This is a genomic window from Solirubrobacter phytolaccae (assembly GCF_027587195.1).
Classification (GTDB): domain Bacteria; phylum Actinomycetota; class Thermoleophilia; order Solirubrobacterales; family Solirubrobacteraceae; genus Solirubrobacter; species Solirubrobacter phytolaccae.
The window spans coordinates 11,801-30,448 of the sequence record NZ_JAPDDP010000086.1 but is presented as its reverse complement, the minus strand read 5'-3'; the positions used below and the strand labels follow the sequence as shown (position 1 = coordinate 30,448).

Below are 18,648 nucleotides of genomic sequence, written 5' to 3'. Positions count from 1 at the left end.
CCGTCCGGGCCGCTGCTGGCTCCGAGCCGACCTCCCCGGTCGGCGCGGGCGACGAGGCCGCCTTCACGCTCCCGACCGCGGACGGCCGCCTGCACCTCGCGCTCGAGGGCGTCGCGCCGCCGGCCGAGCCCGTCGCGCCGCGCGTCACCGTCCGCGCGCCCGAGCGGCGTGCGCTGCGTCCCGCGCAGACGCTCGTGCTGCCCGTGCGCTGCAGCGCGGCGTGCGACGTGCGCGCGATCGTTCCCGGCGCCCCGCCGGAGTCCGACGCCACGGCTTCCCGCGCGAACGCCGGCGTGGTGCGACTGCGGATCTCGCCGCTCCTGAGCAAGCCGCTCGTGCCCCGCAACGGCAAGCTGCGGCTCACGCTGCGCACGTCCGCGCCCGGCTCGCGCAACGTCCAGCGCCAGGCGGTCACGGTGGCGCTGCGGCGGTTGCCCGCGCCGCGCACCCCGCGGATCCTCGATGCGCGGGCCCGCCGTGACGGCGACGACGTCGTCGTGCGCTGGCGGACGGACGGCCCGGTGCGGGACGCCTACTTCGTGGTGGCGGGCCAGCGCGGTCCGGGGCGCGAGTCGGAAGTCGTCACCTCCGGGGCGCCCAAGCACCTGACCGGCCGCTCCTTCAGCGTGCGGCTGGAGAACGCCGCCCGCGCGCGGTACGTTCGGATCCTCCTGTCGCCGACCGGCCCCGGCGGAAAGGGACGCGAGGTGCGCATTAAGGTGCCTCTCACGTAACTCTTACGTAGCGGCCTGAGCATCTCTCCGCGGTCAGGAACGCTACTTTTGTCCCCACTTGAGCTTAAACGAGTCACCAGGCCCTAGCGTCCGGCACGCCAACCGGGTGCGCATGCTGCAGGCGCTGTTGCGCCATCCGGCGCGGAGCCGCGCCGACCTCGGGCGCTCGCTCGGGCTCTCGCGCGCGACCGTGACGGCGCTGCTCAACGAGCTCGAGGTCGCTGGCATGGTCGAGCAGGGGCGGCACGAGGGCGAGGACGATCGGCCGCCCGCGATCGGCCGGCCGCCGCTGCAGGTGTCGCTCGCGCCGAGCGCTGCGTACGCGGTCGGGCTGGACTTCGGCCACCGGCACATCCGCAGCGCGGTCTGCGACCTGAGCGGGCACATCGTCGGCGACCAGTGGTCGGTCACCGGGACGGACACGGACCCGGCGAGCGCGTTCGACCTCGCGCAGCGGCTCACGACGGCGGCGCTCAAGCAGGCGGGTGTGCCCCCGTCCTACGTGGTCGGCGTCGGCGCGGGGCTGTCCGTGCCCGTCGACGGCGCGACCGGGCTCATCCATGCGGAGGGCATCCTGCCCGGCTGGGACGGGGTGCAGCCCGCGGCGGAGCTCGAGCGGCGGCTCGGGATCCCGGTCCAGGTCGAGAACGACGCCAACGCCGGCGCCATGGGTGAGCACCTGTTCGGCGCGGGCCGCGGCGTCCCCGACATGGTCTACCTGCGCCTCTCCGCGGGCGTCGGCCTCGGGATGATCCTCAACGGCGAGGCCTACGGCGGCGTCAGCGGGATCGCGGGCGAGGTCGGGCACACGCCCGTGGTCGAGGACGGGCTCATCTGCCGCTGCGGCAACCGCGGCTGTCTGGAGACGCTCGCGACGCCGTTCGCCGTCGCGGACCTGCTCGGTCGCAGCCGTGGCGAGACGATCACGTTCGCGCGGCTGCTCGAGCTGCTCGAGGAGGGCGACCGCGCCGCGCGTCGCGCCTTTGCCGACACCGGGCTGGCCGTCGGCCGGGCGGTCGCGTCGGTCGTGAACCTGCTCAACCCGGAGCTCGTGATCATCGGCGGCGAGCTCGCGGCCGCCGGCGACGTGCTACTGGACCCGATCCGCGAGGCGGTCGAGCTGCGTGCGGTGCCGCCCGCGGCCCGCGCCGTCCGGGTGATCCGCGGCACGCTCGACGAGCACGCGGAAGTGCTCGGCGCGGCGGCGGTGCAGTTGTCGAAGGCGCCCGAGGCTCTGGCCTCGCGCCTAGCGCACGCTTCTTGAGGCCACGCGCCGCGCGTAGGCGAGGCCGACGAGCGCGCTCGCGCTGAGGAACGCGATCAGCGTCCACGCGACGCCGTGGAAGCCCGCGTCCAGGAACGTGGGGAGGAAGAGGCTCCAGCCGCCGAGCGCGATCCGCACGATCGCGAACATCAGGCCGAGCGCGGTGGCACGCAGCAGCGTCGGGAAGGCCTCGGCGCTCCAGAGCTGGAAGAACTGCTGCTGGCCGAAGCCGCCGCAGGCCCCGCTCAGCAGGACGTAGGCGACCGCGACGCCGGTGGTGAGTGGGAAGACCGCGAGCAGCAGCACGGCCGCGATCTGGGCCACCGCGGCCGTCGCGAACAGCGGCGTGCGGGCGCCGCGGTCGGCGCGCGGCATGAACACCAGCCACACGCTCAACCCACCGAGGACGAACAGCAGCGCGTTGAGGGCGACGCTCGCGGCCTGGGTCTGCGCGCCGACCGTGGTGAGGATGTACGGGAGGTAGAAGCCGCTCGTGCCCGCGTGCAGGTTCCACAGGCCGTACATCGCGGTGAGCATCACGAGCGGCTTCAGGAACGGCTTGGTCGTCAGCAGCTTGAAGTTGGCGAGCGTGATGTGCGCGTGCGGCGCCTGCTCCTCCCACAGCGGGCTCTCGCGCAGGCCGCGTCGCAGGTACCAGACGATCAGCGACAGCACGAGCAGGTGGGCGAAGATCAGCCGCACGCCGAGCAGGCCGGTGTCCGCGAGGGCGAGGCCGAGGAGCAGCACGACGAGCGGGCCGGTGAGCCACATGATCTGCGCGGTCGCGCCGTGTCTTCCGTGCGCGCCCTTCGGCGCGGCCTCGGCGATCAGCGTCCAGCTCGCGGGGACGTCCACGCCGACCGCGAGGCCGGTGAACACGTACCCGAACACGAGCATCCACGGCTCGGTCGCGAAGATGATGCAGAGCAGGCCGAACGCGTACAGCAGCAGGTCCCACTGGTAGACGCGGCGGCGGCCGAGCTTGTCGCACAGCCAGCCGCCGGCGAGCGCGCCGACGCCCGCGGAGATGGCGTTGGAGCTGAACGCGCCGATCAGGCCGACGAACGTCGTGCCGAAGCCGAAGTGCTCCGTCCACAGCGGCAGGCCGACGGCGCCGGCGACGATCGACCCGGCGTCGAGGTAGCTCGCGGAGCCCGCGAGCAGCGTGGTCCGCCAGGGGCTCTTCACAGGCGCGAGGCGAGCTGGCCGCGCGACGAGATGCCGAGCTTGGCGTAGATGCGGGTGAGGTGGACCTCGACCGTCTTGACGGAGAGCTGCAGGTCGGTGGCGACCTCGCGGTTGGAATGCCCGGAGGCGACGAGCTCGGCGACCGTGATCTCCTGCGGCGTGAGCGCGCCGACGTCCTCGCGCCGGTAGGGGCGCAGGCCGGACGCGCCGAGCTCGCGGTCGCAGCGGGCGACGGCGGGGGCGGCGTTGAGCGCTGCGAACGTCTCCCGCGCGGAGAGCATCAGGTCGGCCGCGCTGCGGCGCCGGCGTTCGCGGCGCAGGAACTGGCCGAGCGCGAGGCGCGCGTGGGCGAGCTCGTACGGGCGGTCGAGCGGCTCGGTCAGCTCGACGGCCTGGGTGAACGCGCATTCGGCGGCGTCGCGGTCGCCGTTGGCGGACTCCAGGCGGCCGCGGCTGATGGCCAGGCGGGCGGTCGCAGGGTGGTGATCGCGCGCGGCGGCAAGGGTTTCGTGGCGGGCGAGGAAGCGGTCGGCGTCGGCGAGCCGCCCGCAGGCGATCAGCGCGTCCGCGTACAGGTGCTGCCACGGCCAGAAGCCGGGCTCGTCGATGGCGCCGTTGGGGGTGAGGTTCGCGACGGGCTCGAGCGCTTCGAGCACGGGCGGCGCGTCACCGCGCGGGTGATGCTTGAGTGCCCGCGCGACGCCGACGGCGAGCACGCGGTCGGGCGCGTCGGTCGGCTCGGACTCGGCGCGGGCGGCGAGGGCGTCGAGCGTGGTCCAGTCGCCGCGCGCGCCTGGGACGAGCTCCGCCGCCCACCACACGAACACGCGCGCGGAGACGTCCTCGAGCTCCGAGCCGAGCGCGATCGCGCGTTCGGCGACCGTGGTGGCGTCGTCCCACGCGCCCGCCGCGAAGTGCGCGCGGACGAGCACGTTCAGGTGCACGACGCCGATCTCCAGCGCCCCGAGCTTGAGCTCGGTCTCGGCCGCGGCGGCGAGGTCGTCGCGTGTGCGCTGGCCGACGTCGCCGCCCGCCATCTTCAGCCACGCGCGCATGCCCGTCAGCTGCGCGTCGCGCTCGCGGTCCTTGACCATCGCGCGCTCGAGCGTGGCGTAGGCGTCTTCGCGCCGGCCCTGGCGCCACAGCGCGAGCGCGAGGGTGGCGGTCCACTCGACCGAGAGCCGGTCGTGCGGCGCGAGCCGCAGCGCGCGCTGGGCCCAGTCGGCGACCTCGGTGTCCTTGAGGTGCACGAGCGCGAGGAACGCGTTGCGATGCGCGATCGTCGCCGCGACCTCGGGCTCCAGGTCCGGGTCGCAGCGCTCCCACGCGACCGCGAGCCGGTCACCCGCCTCGCGCACCCGGTCGCCGGCGACCGCCAGCTGCCCGAGGATGCTCTCGCGTCGCGCGCTGACGGCGCAGCGCGCGACGTCCTCCGCGTGCACCCGCGCCCACGCCACCTCACCCGCGAGCAGCATCCAGTCGACGGCGCGCAGCAGCCGGTCCTCGCGCTCGGCGGCGGTCGTGGAGAGTCGCGACGCGGCGAGCAGCGCGGACGCCGCGTCGGGCCGCTCCCGCCGGTGGCGCGCGAAGTCGTCGAGCCGTCGCGCGAGCGCGTCGTCGGGCCCGGCCGCGGCGGCCGCGAGATGGTGCAGCGCGACGGCCTCGTCTTCGACGCGCGCGGCGGCGTGCCGGTGTAGCGCGGCGACCCGCGCGGGCCCGACCTGCGCGAGCACCGCGGCCGCGACCATCGGCGGGTCGAACACCACCACGGGCAACCCGCGTGCACGACCGGCGACAACGAGCCCGGCCTCGGCGGCGGCCTCGAGCGCGACCAGCGCGCGGTCCCCGTTTCTAAAGAGGGACAGTCCCTCTTTAGATTTCGCCGCCGCGGTTTTGGCCACACCGGCGGGTTCGGCGCCGGTCTCGGTCTGCTCGGCCGGCCCGGCGAACATAGAGGGGGACAGTCCCTCTTCATGTTCGGTGTGGGCCAGGGCGGCGGCGTCGGCCAGGCGGCAGCCGCTGCCCAGGACCGCCGCGGCCTCCACCAGCGCGCGGGTGTCGGCGTCGCACGCGCGCAGTGCGCAGGCGGCTTCCGCGAGCGTCGCGGGCGGCGCGGGAAGCGGCGACTCGGGGTCGGCCGGGACGGCGTGCGCCAGCGCGGTGACCGGGCCGGGCAGGCCGCCCGTGTGCTCCCACAGACGGCGGGCCGCGCCGTCGGGCAGGCCCGTCAACGCGCGCACCTCCGCCTGCGTGAACGGCGTCAGCGCCAGCCGCGTGTCGAACAGCCGCGCGAGGCCCGCGAGCGGCGCGCCCGGTCGTGCGCACACGATCGTCAGTACGGGCTCGGCCACTAGCCGGCGCAGCGCGAACACGAGCGCGTCGAGCGACTCCGCATCGACCCACTGCGCGTCGTCGACCACGAGCACGGTGGGCTCCGCGCACAGCACGTCGAGCAGCACGGAGCCACTCCCCGCACGGCGCAGCAGCTGGTCCACGACGCCCAACGCGACCGCGCGCTCGCTCAGCTCGCCGTTCACCCGCACGACGCGTGTGGTGGCCCCGGCCACGAACCGGTCGAGCAACGCGGTCTTCCCGGCACCCGCCGCGCCCTCGACCAGCAGGACCCGCGGGCAGGCGGCGGCCAGGGCAGCGCCGAGCGCCCGCAATTCCGCCTCTCTCCCCACGAAATCGACCACTGCAGCGCGAACTATCCCTTACGCGGCAACCCCTATGCGAGCCCCCGAAAGTGTGGGGGAATCATGGATGCGCGGTTTCGCTTGTACCGGTAGATACACGTTCCGGTTCGATCGGTTGGCCTGGGGTCCGGCCTCTAACCGATCAAATACGAGCGAGGAGAGCAATGAGAGCGAGGAGAATGGCCGTCGCGGCGTGCGCCGCGTTTGCCATGACGGCGGTCGCCCCCGCGTACGGGGCGGGCGTGCAGGTCACCGGATTGGAGACCAACGCTGCGCCAACGCCGCTGGGCATCGACGACGCGACGCCGCAGCTGCGGTGGAAGCTCGAGAGCACCGACCGCGGGGTCAAGCAGGACAGCTATCGCGTCGTGGTCGCCACCACGGCCGCGAAGGCCGCCGCCGGCACGGGCGACGTGTGGGACTCCGGCACGGTCGCCGGCAGCGCTCAGGTGATCGACTACGCCGGACCCGCGCTGGCCTCCCGCACGCGCTACTTCTGGAGCGTCAAGGCCGCCGGCTCGGACTGGTCGCCCGCGACCTGGTTCGAGACCGCGTACCTCACGCCCGCCGAGTGGAAGGGCACGTGGATCAGCGGCCCGGCACGCACGCTCGCGCACCTCACCAACGCGCAGGCCGCCCTCGACGACGCTTGCTGCCTCCAGGGCTCTGCCACGCTCTCCCAAGCTGCCGCGATCGGCGACAAGGTCCTGCGCGTGAACTCGGTCACCGGCTTCGCGCCCGGCAAGACCGTCACGCTCGAGGACGAGTCGGTCACGGTCGACGCCGTCGGCACCACCGCCGGCAGCACGACGATCGTGGCTCCCGCCGCGGCCGGCGACACCAACGTCAAGGTCGCGAGCGTCGCGAACCTCGCGTCCGGCGCGCCGCTGACGATCGGCACGCAGACCGTCACGATCTCCGAGGTCGGCACGGCCGCGGGCGCCGCCACCACGCTCTTCGCGCCCGCCACGGCCGGCGCCACGAACATCAAGGTCACGAGCACGAACGGCTTCGTCGCCGGCGCGCCCGCGCTGATCGACGGTGAGACCCGCACGGTCACGACCGTCGGCACGCAGGGTCGCGCGACCACGCTCGCCGCGGCGGTCGCGTCCGGCGACACGACGATCAAGGTCGCGAGCGTCCAGGGCTGGAACGCGGGTGACACCGTCCTGCTCGGCAGCGAGTCGTACACGGTCGCGACCGTCGGCACGGCCGGCGTCGACGGCTCGGGCGTCACGCTCACCGGCGCGGCCACCGCCGCCTACGCCAACGGTGCCGCCGTGCGCCTCCTCGGCACGGGCATCACGCTGAGCGCGCCGCTCAGCGCCGCCCACGCCCAGGGCGCCGCCGCGCGCGGCCTCGGCACGGGCGTCACGTTCACGCCCGCGCTCACCAGCGCGGCCGCCGCGAACGCCACCATCACGACCCCCGGCACGGGCCTGACCCTCACCACCGCGCTGACGAAGGCGCACGCGATCGGCGCCGCCGTCGTCGGCCCGCTCCCGACCGACTGGTGCCGCCCGTCCAACGGCGCGACGCTCTCCGGCACCTGCAAGGAGATCCGCCCGGCGCCGTACCTGCGCAAGGCGTTCACCGTGTCCTCCGAGCACGGCGCGGTCACGCGCGCCCGCGTCTACGCGTCCGGCCTCGGCTGGAACGACATGACGCTCAACGGCACCAAGACGTCCGAGCGCACGTTCCTGGACCCGGGCTTCACGAGCTACGACAAGACCGTCCTCTACACGACGGACGACGTCACCGGCCTCATCAAGCCGGGCGAGAACGTGATCGCCGCGCAGCTCGGCAGCGGCCAGTACGACAACGAGACGACCTCCGGCAACTGGGGCTGGTCGAGCGCCGAGTGGCGTGCGAACCCGACGCTGAAGGCCGACCTCGTCGTCACCTACGCGGACGGCACGGAGCAGGTGATCAAGTCGGACACGTCGTGGAAGACCAGCGACGCCGGCCCGATCCGCTACGACAACCACTACCTCGGCGAGACCTATGACGCGCGGCGGGAGATCGCCGGCTGGGCCGCGCCGGGCTTCGACGCGTCCAGCTGGGCCGACGCGCGCACCGTGCCCGGCCCCACCGGCAACCTGATCGCGCAGAACCTCGAGCGCACGTCGCTGATCGCCGACCACCCGGCGGGCGACCGCTCCGAGCCGCGCCCCGGCGTGATCCTCTACAACACCGGCCAGCAGTACGCCGGCTGGGCGACGGCGTCCGTCACCGGCGCACCCGCGGGCACCGTGATCCAGATCCGCTACGCCGAGAAGCTCGGCACGGACGGGCTCGTCTCCATCTCCGGCTACGCGCCGGGTGGCCAGATCCAGACGGACTACTACATCTCCAAGGGCCCGCAGAAGCAGACCTGGACGCCGCGCTTCACCTACAAGGGCTTCCAGTGGGTGCAGCTGAGCAGCGTCGGCGGCACGGCGCTGCCGGACGGTGTCAGCGTGAGCGTCGACTCGGTGCAGGAGATCCGTGAGCCGATGGCGCCGACCGGCGTGTTCGACTCCTCCAGCGACCTCGTCGACCTGATCGAGCGCAACATCCGCTCCTCGGTCGCCGAGAACTACGTGTCCGGCGTCATCACCGACACGCCGACGTACGAGAAGAACGGCTGGGCCGGCGACGCGCAGCTCAGCGCTCCCACCGCGTCGCTGCTGTTCGACACCGAGCGGCACTTCGAGAAGTCCGCGATCGACATGGTCGACGACCAGCGGGCGAGCGGTGAGGTGCCGCTCGTGTCGCCCGGCACGCAGAACTACGGCTACGAGGGCGGTCCGGCGTTCAAGCCCGCGAACGCCGCCGCGACACCGATCTGGGACGCCTACTGGTTCGTCGTGCCGTGGGAGGGCTACCTGCGCTACGGGGACAAGCAGTCGCTCGCGCGCACCTACCCGGGCATGCGCCAGTACCTGCTCAACTGGCTCACGCGGTGGTTCGCGTCCGACGGTGACCAGTACGCGTTCACGCTGAACTCCGGCCTGGGCGACTGGTGCGTCCCGACCGGCGCCGACGCGCCGCTCGGCAGCGCCACGCGCTTCAGCGTGCCGACGATCATCGCCCCGTCCTCGACCGCGTACGTCGCCTACATGGCAAAGATCGCGGGCGACTCGGCGCGGGCCCTCGGCAAGGACGCGAGCGAGCTCGACGCGCTCTACAACAACGTCAAGGCCGACTTCAACGCCAAGTGGTGGGACGCCTCGGTCGGCTACTACCGCGAGAACGCGACGCAGCCGCTCGTGCAGTCGATGCAGATCCTGCCGCTGGCCTTCGGCCTCGTCCCGCCGGAGCGCCGTCGTGCGCTCCAGGAGAAGCTCGTCTACGACGTGCTGGTCACCCGCGAGGGGCACCAGATGACGGGCATCGCGGGCGCCCGCTGGATCTACCCGGTGCTCCAGGAAGCCGCTGAGGAGGGTATCGCCGACGCCGCCAAGGCCGCCTACACGATCGCGCAGCAGACGACCTACCCGTCGTACGGCCGCTGGGCGACCGAGCTCAACTGGACGTCGCTGGGCGAGTACTGGGAGCAGTCGTCCCGGACGCGCAACCACCACATGTTCGGCTCGATCGGGCAGTGGTTCTACGAGGGCCTCGTGGGCATGAGGCCGACGAAGCCCGCGTACGAGGAGATCGAGTTCAAGCCGCTGATCGGCGACTCCGGCCGGCTCAACCAGGCCTCGGCCTCGTACGAGTCGGTGCGTGGCAAGGTCGCCTCCTCGTGGAAGAAGACGAGCGGCGGCCTGCAGCTCAACGTCACCGTCCCGGCGGGCGCGAAGGGCCGCGTCCACGTGCCGGCCACCGACCCCGCCAAGATCGGCGAGGTCGGCAGCGGCACGCCGCTGATCGCGTCCGAGGCGCCGGGCGTCAAGCTCGTCGGCATCTCGGGCTCGTCGGTGGTCTACGAGGTCGGCTCCGGCTCCTACGCGTTCCGCACCGGGCCGGGCGAGTTCGCCGCGACCTCCGTCGACGGGACCGTCACCGGCAGCGTGCCGGCGACGCTCTCGCTGTCACTCGGCGCTCCGGCCACGTTCGGCGCGTTCGCGGCAGGCGTCGAGAAGGAGTACACGGCGACCACCAAGGCGACGATCATCTCGACCGCGGGCAACGCGGCGCTCAGCGTGAGTGACCCCGGTCACCTCACCAACGGCGCGTTCTCGCTGCCCGAGCCGCTCCGCGTGGCGTTCTCCAAGTCGGCCTGGACCGCGCCGACCTCCAACGAGGACGTCGACGTCACGTTCAAGCAGCTGATCAAGCGGACCGATCCGCTGCGCACGGGGACGTACAGCAAGACGCTGACGTTCACGTTGAGCACGACGCAGCCGTAAGGCAGGGCGGGCGCCGGGGCTTCGGCTTCGGCGCTCACTGGCCGCGGTCGACGAGCGGCGGCGCATCCGGCGTCGCCGCGAGCCGTTCTGCGACCGGGCGCGCGAGGACGACGAGGGCGCGCGCCCGCACGGTCTGCACCGCCGCCGCGAGACCGTCCGCGGCGTCGATGGCCGCCAAGAACTCGAGGTCGTACAGCGCGAGCCGGAACCACTCGTACTCGCCTCCGAGCTCCCCCAGCAGGTCCTCCGTGAGCCACGAGCTCCAGGCCGGCCACACGCGACCGTCCGCGACGTCGTGGAGCCACGCGTCGGCGACGAGCACGCGTGCCGCCTGGAGATCGAGCGGGCCGCCGAGCTCCGCGACGACAGGCTCGGCCACGGGGCGGAGCTCCGACCAGGACGCTCCCTCCATCGCCGCCAGGGCGATCACGGTGGGTGGGTCGAAGCCATCGATGAGCGCTTCGGTCGCCGCCGCCGGGAGCTCCTCCACCGGCACCCGTTCCAGGCGCCAGCCCGCCAGCGCGGTCTGCAGTCGCTCGTACGGGTCCCGCATCGAGCCGGACCCTACCCACGTCATCGCACTGTGGGATTACCATCCGCGACCGTGCACTACTTCGCGGACGTCGACGAGGTCTGGGACGCGCTGCCGGCCGAGCGTCGCGAGGTCGTCGAGGCGGTGCGCGAGGTGCTCGGCCGCGTGGCCGCGCCGTACGCGCCGCCGGAAGCGACGAGCACGACGTACGACGCCGACGGCGCGACGGTGGACCTGAAGATCCGCCATGCCGAGGACGGGACCGGTCTGGCGGTGCTCGCGAGCGACCGACGGGTCGTGCTGCACTGGCCGGGCGGCATGCTCGCTGCGCCCGCTTGGAGCACGGAGCTGGCCGAGACGCTCGAGGCGATGCTCACGGGCGGCAACGTCCTGCGCGGCTGGCTCAAGGGCGGCAAGGTCGTGCGGGCTCAGGCCGAGGTCTGGCTACCCGGACGGGTGCGGCGGCGGCTTGCGCTCGTGGAGGCGCCGGGCGGCCGGGCCAAGGCCATGCGCTGGTTGCCGGGGCAGGGCCGGCGCATGGACGCGACGCTCTCGTTCCTGCGCACGCCCGCGCTCGCGCCGACGGCGCCCGAGGACGTCACCTAGGCGCGCGGCCAGGACAGCGCGAGCAGGGTCTCGATCTCGCTCGCGCTGTAGGGCTCCTCGCGTAGGAGCGTGTGCAGGCAGATGCCTTCGACCGTGGCCTGGAACGCCTGGCGCTGTGGGCCGGTGAGGTCGGGCGCGAACGTGTCCGCGATCACCTCCATCCAGCGCCAGGCCCCTGCGCGCAGCTCGGGGTTGCGGATCGCCAGGAGGTACAGCTCGTAGCCGGCGAGCCAGAGGCCCGGGCGCTGCTCGACCTCGTCGGCCAGGACGGCGGCGAGGAGCGCGAGCGTCGGCTCGTCCTCGGTCCCGAACGCGACGGCCAGCTCGTCCGTGACGTGGTCGAACGCGGTCATGGCGAGCGCGTCGAGGCTCGCGAAGTGGTAGCTCGCGGACGCGAGCGGCACGCCCGCCTGCTCGGCGACGGCGCGGTGGGTGAGGCCCGCAAGGCCGTCGCGCTCGATCACCGCGAGCGTCGCCTCGACGAGCTGGCGGCGCCGCGCCTCGCCGCGGGCCTTGCGGCCGTCGGTGGTCAATGTGCCGCTCCCAGCTCGAGCGCGAACACGCCGGCGATGACCAGCGCGAGGCCGCCGACCTGGAGCGCGCTCAGCGACTCGCCGAAGATCGGCCAGCTGAGGATCGCGACCGCGGCCACGCCCGCCGCGGCCCAGATGCCGTAGGCGATGCCGAGGTTCAACCCGCGCTGCAGCCCGAAGCTCAGCAGCGTGAAGGCGACGATGTAGCCCACGACGACGAGCACGGTGAAGCCGAGCTTGGAGAAGCCCTCGGACGCCCGGAGGCTCAGCGTCGCCATGACTTCGGCGCAGATCGCGCCCGCGAGGAACAGGTAGCCCATCTTCATCAACTCCTTGAACAAACTTCTAGGAAGTACGTTCAAGTATATCGGCAGGTGCGACTCAGACTGGAATCGACGCGGCCAACACTCCGACGACGAGCGCGATCATCCGTTCGCCATCGGCTCGTCGAGGCGGGTGACGCGCACGCGGTCGCCGAACTCGGCGACCTTCCGTCGGACCTCTTCGAGATCCGCCTCAGTGGAGTCCTCGTACAGGAAGATCTCCGTCCGGTACGCGTTCGAGAGCGTGCACCCTTCGCCGCCGTCCCAGCTGATGAACGGGCCTTCCTGCGAGAGGAGCTCCCAGATGGCGTTGCCGGTCTCGCCGAGTTCGGCATTGCCGTAGGGCTGGCGGATCACGTGCATGCGAGAACGGATCAGCTTGGCGTCGCGCCCCTTGAAGTGCTTGGCGACCCGACCGGCCAGCCACGCGCGAACCTCCGCGAGCGAGCGCTTGCCGGGCGCGACACCGACGTACCAGCCGGCGTCGTCCGGTTGCAGCCACTGTGCCGTGTACTGCGTGCCGAGGTACTTCTTGGCCTCGGGCACGATCGCCTTGCGTACCTCGCGCCCCACCCGCTTGTAGTCGGGCGCGCTGGACGTGCTCGACTCGGAACGACACGTTTGGAGGTCGGCCGCGATGGCGGACCCGGCCATGGGGCCGAACGCGCACCCCGCAAGAACGACGGCAAGCAGCTTCTTCACGGCCCGCACTGTGTCGGTCCGCGCTCAGCGGTACAACCGAACACCCGTCGAGCGATGCTCAGTTGTGACGGCCGTTCGCGCGCTTGAGGGTCATGCCCTCGAGGACGTTCGCGACCGTCTCGCACGCGTCGATCGCGCACTCGAGGGTGTCGAAGATGTCCTTCCAGCGGATCACGATCATCGGGTCGATGCCGGCCACGAACAGGTCGGCGAGCGCGGCGCGCTGGAGCTTGTCGCCCTCGTTCTCGAGGCGGTGGATCTCGACGAGCTGCGCGCCGACGTCGAGCCCGTTGCGCAGGCCGCGCAGGGACTGGGCGACCTGCTCGGAGCAGGAGACGAGCACGGCGGCCATCAGCTCGGCCTGCTCCATCGGCGCCTCGACGCCGTAGAGGGCCAGCTGGTCGGCGCACTCCTCGGCGAAGTCGACGATGTCGTCGAGCGCGCCCGCCAGCGCGTGCACGTCGGCGGAGTCCAGGTGCGTGCGGCGGGAGCCGCGCTTCGCGAGCCGGTGGTGGATGTCGTGGACGATCCGGTCGCCCTCCTGCTCGCACAGGACGATGTCGTGCGCGAGGTTCGCGCGCTCCGGATAGTCGGACAGCAGGTCGCGCAGCAGCAGAGCGGACCGCTGCACATTGCGGCCCGACTCATCGAACAACGTCAACAACTCCGGGTCGGGCCGGGTCCGGCGCAACAGCACAGATCGACCGTACAGAGCGAAAAGGCGTCTGCCGAACCCGTTCACAACCTCTTCACGGGTGACCCCCCGACCGGGGGATCATGCGCCGGCTTCACAACCTCGTCACCGCCGCGTGGAGGGGCCGAGGTTCACTGGTGGAGGCGCACACGCCGGAGTGGCGCGCCAGGCAGCATCCCTCCCGGGTCCGGCGCGGACCTCTCTCTCCTCCCCGCGTCGGACCCGGGGGTCCCCTACCGCGGGGCCTAGCGCATCAAGGGATGCGCGCACTGCGAGCAGAACGCCGCCCCGCGCGGGTACAGCGCGTCGCAGTTCGGGCAGGTGCCCGCCGCGCCGCCCTCGTCGATCCGGGCGAGCCGCTCGAGGCCGCCGAGCTCGGCGTCCACCGTCTGCAGCCGCGCCGCGTGGCGGACGAGCAGGTCGACGCGCCAGTGGTCGCGGATCGCCATCTCGTAGGCGAGCCCGCCGAGGTCGAACTGCAGCTCGGCGAACTCCCGCTCGAGCCGCGCACGGCGGTCGGTCAGCTCGTCCGGGGTGACGGAGCGCCCGCCGCCCGGGGGCAGCGGCTTGGGCTCGGCCACGTAGTCACGTCCGCGCATCAGAACTCCGTCGCTTCGCTGTCGCCGCCGGGCTTCTCGTTGTCCGCGGGCGGCGGGGTGCCCTCGGACTCGACCTGGTCGGGCGCCTCACGCATGTTCTTCTGCGCCTCCTCGGGCGACTCGAACGCCGGCTCGGGCTCCTTCGTCTCCTTCTCGGGCGTGGCCTCGGGCTCGGCGGCGGCGGCCGAGACCTCGACGACCTTCGCGTCCGGGAAGTTGGCCTTGATGCCGTCGAGGATGCCCTGGGCGTCGGCCTTGCTCGTCGACACGGTCGAGTAGAGGACGTACTGGCTCGGGTCCAGCGAGGCGTACTCGTCGGAGTCCAGCGCACCCACGTCGGCGGCGCCCTGCGCCGTCAGCGCGGCCTTCGCGTCGGCGATCGCCTGCGGCGTCGTCCCGTCCTTGGGCAGCGTCTGCAGCTGCACCGTCCAGCCGTCGGTGCCGGCGGGCCAGTCGGGCGTGAACTCGGTGACGGCCGCGACCGTCGCCTCCGCCGTGGCCACCACCGTCGGGACGGCCGTCGGAGCGGCCACGACCGGCGTCGGCGTGGCGGCGACGAGCGCCGCGCCGGCCTGCGTCTCCGGGCCGCGCTGGTTCATGATCAGGATGCCCGCGAGGATGCCGAGGCTGACCGCGGCGACACCCGCGAGCCCGGACCACACCGGGAACGGGAGCTCCCGCCGCACGAGTGGCGCGGGAGCGGACGCGGGCCCGGACTCGACCAGGACGGCCGGCTCCGGGAACGGCACGCGCGTCGCGGCACGACGCGCGCCGCAGTTCAGGCAGTAGCGCTGATCCGCGGCGAGCGCACCGCCGCACGCGGCGCACGAGTCGCCGTCCGGTCCGAGCCGGGCCGCGAAGAAGTCGGGGGTCGTGCCGTTGTTGGAGTGGGGAGGGGCGGTCTGGTGCATCGCGGTTCCTTACTGCGTGACAGTGGGTGGTGCGGAGGCGGAGAGCTCGGCGCCCGTCGGGTCGCCGATGGGGAAGGCGGAGAAGTTCACGGACTTGCCGGGCGCGAGCTCCTCGACGATCGCGCGGCCGGCGCTGACGACCTTGTCGTCCTTGCGGCCGACGACGAACACGACGAGCCGCTTCTGCGCGAGCGCCGAGGCGTTCTTGACCGAGCCGACGACGGTCAAGCCGCCGCCGCCCGGGTCCGGAGCGGTCTTGAGGCCGGTGATCTCCATCGCCGGCAGCGTCGCCGGACCGGGCTTGCCGCCGACGCCGACCCGCGCGACGACGGTCTTGCCCTCGCCCGCGAGCGTCACCTGGTCGTTGACCCAGACGAGCGACTCACCGCCGGCGATCGCCGGCACGCTCACGAGCGAGGCGTCGAGGCCGGGCGTGTCGTTCGTGTACACCGGCTTCGCGGCGGCGTCCTCGACCGTGGTCGCGATCGGCAGCCCGACGAGCGCACCGGCCGACGTGTTCTTGAGCTCGACCACGATCGCGGCGCCGTTGGGGTCCTGCAGGACGGTGGAGCTTTCCACGGTGATCTCGGTCGCGTCCTTGGCGACGACCAGGCCCTTCTCGGCCTTGACCGCCTGCGCGGCCCGCTCGAGCCGCGCGCTCTTGTCCTGCGTGGACTCACACCCGGACACCACGACGGCGGCGGCGAGGACCCCGGCCACCATCCACCTCACCCGAACGCCCCGCTGACGTACTCGGCCGTGCGGGTGTGCTCCGGCCGCTCGAACACGTCCGCCGCGAGCCCGTACTCCACGAGCTCGCCCAGGTACATGAACGCGACGCGGTCGCCGATCCGGTACGCCTGCTGCAGGTTGTGCGTGACGATCACGACCGCCAGCTCCTCGCGCAGCTGCAGGATGAGCTCCTCGATGATCGCCGTCGAGCGCGGGTCGAGCGCCGAGCACGGCTCGTCGAGCAGCAGCACCTCGGGGTTCGCCGCGAGCGCCCGCGCGATGCACAGGCGCTGCTGCTGGCCGCCGGACATCCGCAGCGCCGGCCGGTCCAGGTCGTCGCCGACCTCGTCCCAGAGCCCGGCGCGCTCCAAGGCCGAACGTACCGGAGCCATCAGCTCCGACCGCTTGACCCGCTTCGAGCCCTGCTCGCGCAGCGCGTACGCGACGTTGTCGAAGATCGACATCGGGAACGGGTTCGGCTGCTGGAAGACCATCGACACGCGCCGGCGCAGGTCCGTGACCTCGATCACGTCCACGTCGTCGCCGTCGAGCACGATCTTCCCGCCGCGACCCGCGCCGGGCGTGAGCTCGACGAGCCGGTTCAGCGACCGCAGCAGGGTCGTCTTGCCGCAGCCCGACGGGCCGATCAGCGCGAGCACCTCGCCCTGATGCACGGGCAGCGTCACGCCATTGACCGCGACCTTCGGGCCGTAGGCGATCGTCAGGTCCTCCACGCGCATGCGCTCGACCGCATCGGTCGCCAAGCGCGGGCGGGCCCGCACGGCCGCTTCCAGCGGCTCGGGCGGCGCGACCGGCACGTGCGGGGCATCCACCACGATCCGCCGAATCGGCGGCGGGGGCATCAACGGATCCATCCAAGCCTCCCATCCCCGCGCGCGATCCGATCGACCGCCCAGTTGAGCGCGAGTACCAACAGCAACAGCAGGAACGCGGCGGCGTACGCCTTCTCGGGCGCGCCGCCCTCGCCCGAGGGCGAGTTCGCGTAGACGTAGGTCGTCAAGGTCGAGCCCGTGCCCTGGAGCGTGTTGAGCCCCGGGATCGAGCCGTTCGCGGCGAGCTGGAGCGTGCCGCCGCCGAGCAGCAGCACGACCGCCGTGTCACCGGCGACGCGGCCCATGCCCAGGGCACAGCCCGTGGCGATGTTCGGGCGCGCGGTGGGCAGCAGGACGCGGTGGATCGTCGCCGCGCGCGTCTTGCCGAGCGCGTACGACGCCTCACGCACGTGGCGCGGTGTGGACATGAGCCCTTCGCGCGTGGCGCCGACGATCATCGGCAGCGCCTCCAGCGACAGCACCGTGCAGCAGATGAGCAGCGAGCGGCCGAACACGGCACCGCCCTCACCCGTGGTGGAGAGGAACCCGAGGCCGCCCTGCGAGAAGAACGCGAGGCCGAACAGCGCGAGCACGATCGCCGGCGTGCCCGCGATCACCTCGACCCCCGACTCGACCATGCGCGCGAGCCAGGTCGGCTTGCCGTACTCGGTCAGCCACACCGCGGTCGCGATCCCGAGCGGGGCCGCGATCGCGAGCGCGCCGACGATGATCAGCAGGGTGCCGAGCATCGGGTCCAGGAACCCGCCCGACTTGGACTGGTCGATCGCCGCTTCGGGGCGCGTCCAGAGCAGGTTCGGACGCAGGAACTGGATGCCCTTGAACGCCATGTAGAGCGTGATCGCGGCGGCGACGAAGATCAGGAACAGCCCGGCCGCCCAGCAGAGGCCGAGCAGGATCCGGTCGCGCAGCGGCCAGGCGCGCCACGAGCCGGACGGGTCCGTGCGCAGGCGCGGCCGGTCCTGGCGCGGCGGGGGTGATTGGATCGCCGTCATGCCGCGAACTTCCGCAGGCGCCGGCGGACCACCGAGCCGGTGATCGACAGGCCGACGCTGGAGACCATGATCACGGCGGCGAAGGCGAACAGCGTCGAGCCGAACGGCTTGACCGTGATGCCCTCGGCGCCCTGCACGATCGCGGCCGCGAACGGCTGGATCGGCTCGAAGAAGAACGTGGGGCCGTCGAGCAGGTTGGGCGAGAAGATCACGCCGCCCGAGACCATCGCGAGCATGATCGCCTCGCCGAGCGCACGGGCGAGCGCGAGCACCGCGCCGGCCACGAGCGCGGGCCGCGAGGCGCGCAGCCCGATCGTCCACATCACCCGCATGCGGTTCGCGCCGAGGGCGAGCGCGCCCTCGGTCCACGACGACGGCACCGAGCGCAGCGCGTCGACCGCGATCGAGATCATGATCGGCACGATCATGATCGTCAGCAGCGCGGTCGCGATCAGCAGGCTCTGGCCCGTGAGCTGGATGACGTAGAACACCGATTCCTTGCGCTCGGTCGAGATGAGGTGGTCGTTGACGAAGGGGACGAGCACGAGCACGCCGATGAGGCCGTAGATCACGCTCGGCACACCCGCGAGCAGCCGCACGACGGGCTCGAGGATGCGGGTGATGGAGGGCGGCGCGAAGGCCACGATGTACAGCGCCGCGAGGATGGAGAGGACGAGCCCGGCCACGACGGCGCCGCCCGCGGCGAGCGCCGTCCCGTACACGAGCGGCCAGGCGCGGAGGGTGTACTCGAACGGCGGCGCCGAGCGGAAGATCTCCGCCAGCTGCACGTTCGCGTCACCGCCGGAGCCGAACCACGCCAGGCCGTTCGCGGAGAAGGACGGCCACGCCTCTTTCGTGACGTAGACCGCCATCCCCGCGATGATGAGCAGCACGAGCACGCCCGCGCTGCCCAGCGCCGGTCCGACGCGTCGGTCAGACCACCAGCTCATG

16 protein-coding genes and 1 pseudogene are annotated in these 18,648 nt (G+C 72.6%); 4 read left to right on the top strand and 13 right to left on the bottom strand.

The features are described 5' to 3' along the window. Both OJ997_RS31025 and OJ997_RS31020 read left to right on the top strand, forming a co-directional pair. Window positions 1-734 (top strand): annotated as a pseudogene (locus OJ997_RS31025) (hypothetical protein); the annotation flags it as partial. A 112-nt stretch (window positions 735-846) separates the two neighbouring features. Continuing rightward, the gene (locus OJ997_RS31020) at window positions 847-1,998 is read left to right on the top strand and encodes an ROK family transcriptional regulator (RefSeq protein ID WP_270029242.1); all 1,152 of its coding nucleotides are present in this window, start codon (window positions 847-849) and stop codon (window positions 1,996-1,998) included. Here OJ997_RS31020 and OJ997_RS31015 read toward each other — a convergent pair. Both OJ997_RS31015 and OJ997_RS37940 read right to left on the bottom strand, forming a co-directional pair. After that, window positions 1,981-3,186 carry an MFS transporter gene (locus OJ997_RS31015; protein ID WP_270029241.1) on the bottom strand — a complete coding sequence of 402 codons (1,206 nt, stop codon included), beginning with the start codon at window positions 3,184-3,186 and terminating at the stop codon, window positions 1,981-1,983. The genes OJ997_RS31020 and OJ997_RS31015 overlap by 18 nt on opposite strands. Beyond that, entirely contained in the window at window positions 3,183-5,882 is a 2,700-nt protein-coding gene (locus tag OJ997_RS37940) for a helix-turn-helix transcriptional regulator (RefSeq protein WP_270029240.1), read from the bottom strand. The genes OJ997_RS31015 and OJ997_RS37940 overlap by 4 nt, the downstream gene beginning before the upstream one ends. Before the next feature lie 164 nt (window positions 5,883-6,046). Here OJ997_RS37940 and OJ997_RS31005 point away from each other — a divergent pair, with 164 nt between their 5' ends. Further along, a complete protein-coding gene (locus OJ997_RS31005) occupies window positions 6,047-10,219 on the top strand; it encodes a family 78 glycoside hydrolase catalytic domain (protein WP_270029239.1) in 4,173 nt (1,390 codons plus the stop codon). A gap of 34 nt (window positions 10,220-10,253) precedes the next feature. On the opposite strand, the gene OJ997_RS31000 is transcribed toward OJ997_RS31005, so the two are convergent. Further along, window positions 10,254-10,772 (bottom strand): hypothetical protein, encoded by a 519-nt coding sequence (locus OJ997_RS31000; protein WP_270029238.1) that lies wholly within the window; start codon window positions 10,770-10,772, stop codon window positions 10,254-10,256. A gap of 51 nt (window positions 10,773-10,823) precedes the next feature. Between OJ997_RS31000 and OJ997_RS30995 the strand changes: the two genes are divergently transcribed. Further along, window positions 10,824-11,357: a hypothetical protein gene (locus tag OJ997_RS30995; protein ID WP_270029237.1), complete on the top strand. Its 534-nt coding sequence runs from the start codon at window positions 10,824-10,826 to the stop codon at window positions 11,355-11,357. Here the strand turns inward: OJ997_RS30995 and OJ997_RS30990 are convergent. From OJ997_RS30990 to OJ997_RS30945, 10 genes are all read right to left on the bottom strand, one after another. Further along, window positions 11,354-11,890: a TetR/AcrR family transcriptional regulator gene (locus OJ997_RS30990; protein ID WP_270029236.1), complete on the bottom strand. Its 537-nt coding sequence runs from the start codon at window positions 11,888-11,890 to the stop codon at window positions 11,354-11,356. The genes OJ997_RS30995 and OJ997_RS30990 overlap by 4 nt on opposite strands. Then, window positions 11,887-12,210: a DMT family transporter gene (locus OJ997_RS30985; protein ID WP_372517954.1), complete on the bottom strand. Its 324-nt coding sequence runs from the start codon at window positions 12,208-12,210 to the stop codon at window positions 11,887-11,889. Before OJ997_RS30985 ends, OJ997_RS30990 begins: the two co-directional genes overlap by 4 nt. A gap of 105 nt (window positions 12,211-12,315) precedes the next feature. Continuing rightward, window positions 12,316-12,915, bottom strand: a complete 600-nt coding sequence (locus OJ997_RS30980) for a hypothetical protein (protein ID WP_270029234.1) — start codon at window positions 12,913-12,915, stop codon at window positions 12,316-12,318. Between the two features lie 58 nt (window positions 12,916-12,973). Continuing rightward, the gene (locus tag OJ997_RS30975) at window positions 12,974-13,612 is read right to left on the bottom strand and encodes a DUF47 domain-containing protein (RefSeq protein WP_270029232.1); all 639 of its coding nucleotides are present in this window, start codon (window positions 13,610-13,612) and stop codon (window positions 12,974-12,976) included. A 242-nt stretch (window positions 13,613-13,854) separates the two neighbouring features. Further along, window positions 13,855-14,208, bottom strand: coding sequence for a zinc ribbon domain-containing protein (locus OJ997_RS30970; RefSeq protein ID WP_270029231.1), 354 nt, complete (start codon window positions 14,206-14,208; stop codon window positions 13,855-13,857). Next, window positions 14,208-15,119 (bottom strand): hypothetical protein, encoded by a 912-nt coding sequence (locus tag OJ997_RS30965; RefSeq protein ID WP_270029230.1) that lies wholly within the window; start codon window positions 15,117-15,119, stop codon window positions 14,208-14,210. Before OJ997_RS30965 ends, OJ997_RS30970 begins: the two co-directional genes overlap by 1 nt. Window positions 15,120-15,128: 9 nt before the next feature. After that, a complete protein-coding gene (locus OJ997_RS30960) occupies window positions 15,129-15,842 on the bottom strand; it encodes a hypothetical protein (protein WP_270029229.1) in 714 nt (237 codons plus the stop codon). Between the two features lie 5 nt (window positions 15,843-15,847). Beyond that, window positions 15,848-16,591, bottom strand: coding sequence for a phosphate ABC transporter ATP-binding protein (locus tag OJ997_RS30955; protein WP_372517953.1), 744 nt, complete (start codon window positions 16,589-16,591; stop codon window positions 15,848-15,850). A gap of 122 nt (window positions 16,592-16,713) precedes the next feature. Then, window positions 16,714-17,697 carry a PstA family ABC transporter permease gene (locus tag OJ997_RS30950; protein WP_270029227.1) on the bottom strand — a complete coding sequence of 328 codons (984 nt, stop codon included), beginning with the start codon at window positions 17,695-17,697 and terminating at the stop codon, window positions 16,714-16,716. Then, window positions 17,694-18,647, bottom strand: coding sequence for a PstC family ABC transporter permease (locus OJ997_RS30945; RefSeq protein ID WP_270029226.1), 954 nt, complete (start codon window positions 18,645-18,647; stop codon window positions 17,694-17,696). Before OJ997_RS30945 ends, OJ997_RS30950 begins: the two co-directional genes overlap by 4 nt. Window position 18,648 lies beyond the last annotated feature (1 nt).

What these genes read in the sequence shown, in the direction of transcription:
- OJ997_RS31020 (WP_270029242.1), top strand. Translation starts at nt 847, where the DNA reads ATGCTGCAGGCGCTGTTGCGCCATCCGGCGCGGAGCCGCGCCGACCTC.
- OJ997_RS31005 (WP_270029239.1), top strand. Translation starts at nt 6,047, where the DNA reads ATGAGAGCGAGGAGAATGGCCGTCGCGGCGTGCGCCGCGTTTGCCATG.
- OJ997_RS31000 (WP_270029238.1), bottom strand. Translation starts at nt 10,772, where the DNA reads ATGCGGGACCCGTACGAGCGACTGCAGACCGCGCTGGCGGGCTGGCGC.
- OJ997_RS30985 (WP_372517954.1), bottom strand. Translation starts at nt 12,210, where the DNA reads ATGGGCTACCTGTTCCTCGCGGGCGCGATCTGCGCCGAAGTCATGGCG.
- OJ997_RS30970 (WP_270029231.1), bottom strand. Translation starts at nt 14,208, where the DNA reads ATGCGCGGACGTGACTACGTGGCCGAGCCCAAGCCGCTGCCCCCGGGC.
- OJ997_RS30965 (WP_270029230.1), bottom strand. Translation starts at nt 15,119, where the DNA reads ATGCACCAGACCGCCCCTCCCCACTCCAACAACGGCACGACCCCCGAC.
- OJ997_RS30960 (WP_270029229.1), bottom strand. Translation starts at nt 15,842, where the DNA reads ATGGTGGCCGGGGTCCTCGCCGCCGCCGTCGTGGTGTCCGGGTGTGAG.
- OJ997_RS30955 (WP_372517953.1), bottom strand. Translation starts at nt 16,591, where the DNA reads ATGCGCGTGGAGGACCTGACGATCGCCTACGGCCCGAAGGTCGCGGTC.
- OJ997_RS30950 (WP_270029227.1), bottom strand. Translation starts at nt 17,697, where the DNA reads ATGACGGCGATCCAATCACCCCCGCCGCGCCAGGACCGGCCGCGCCTG.
- OJ997_RS30945 (WP_270029226.1), bottom strand. Translation starts at nt 18,647, where the DNA reads ATGAGCTGGTGGTCTGACCGACGCGTCGGACCGGCGCTGGGCAGCGCG.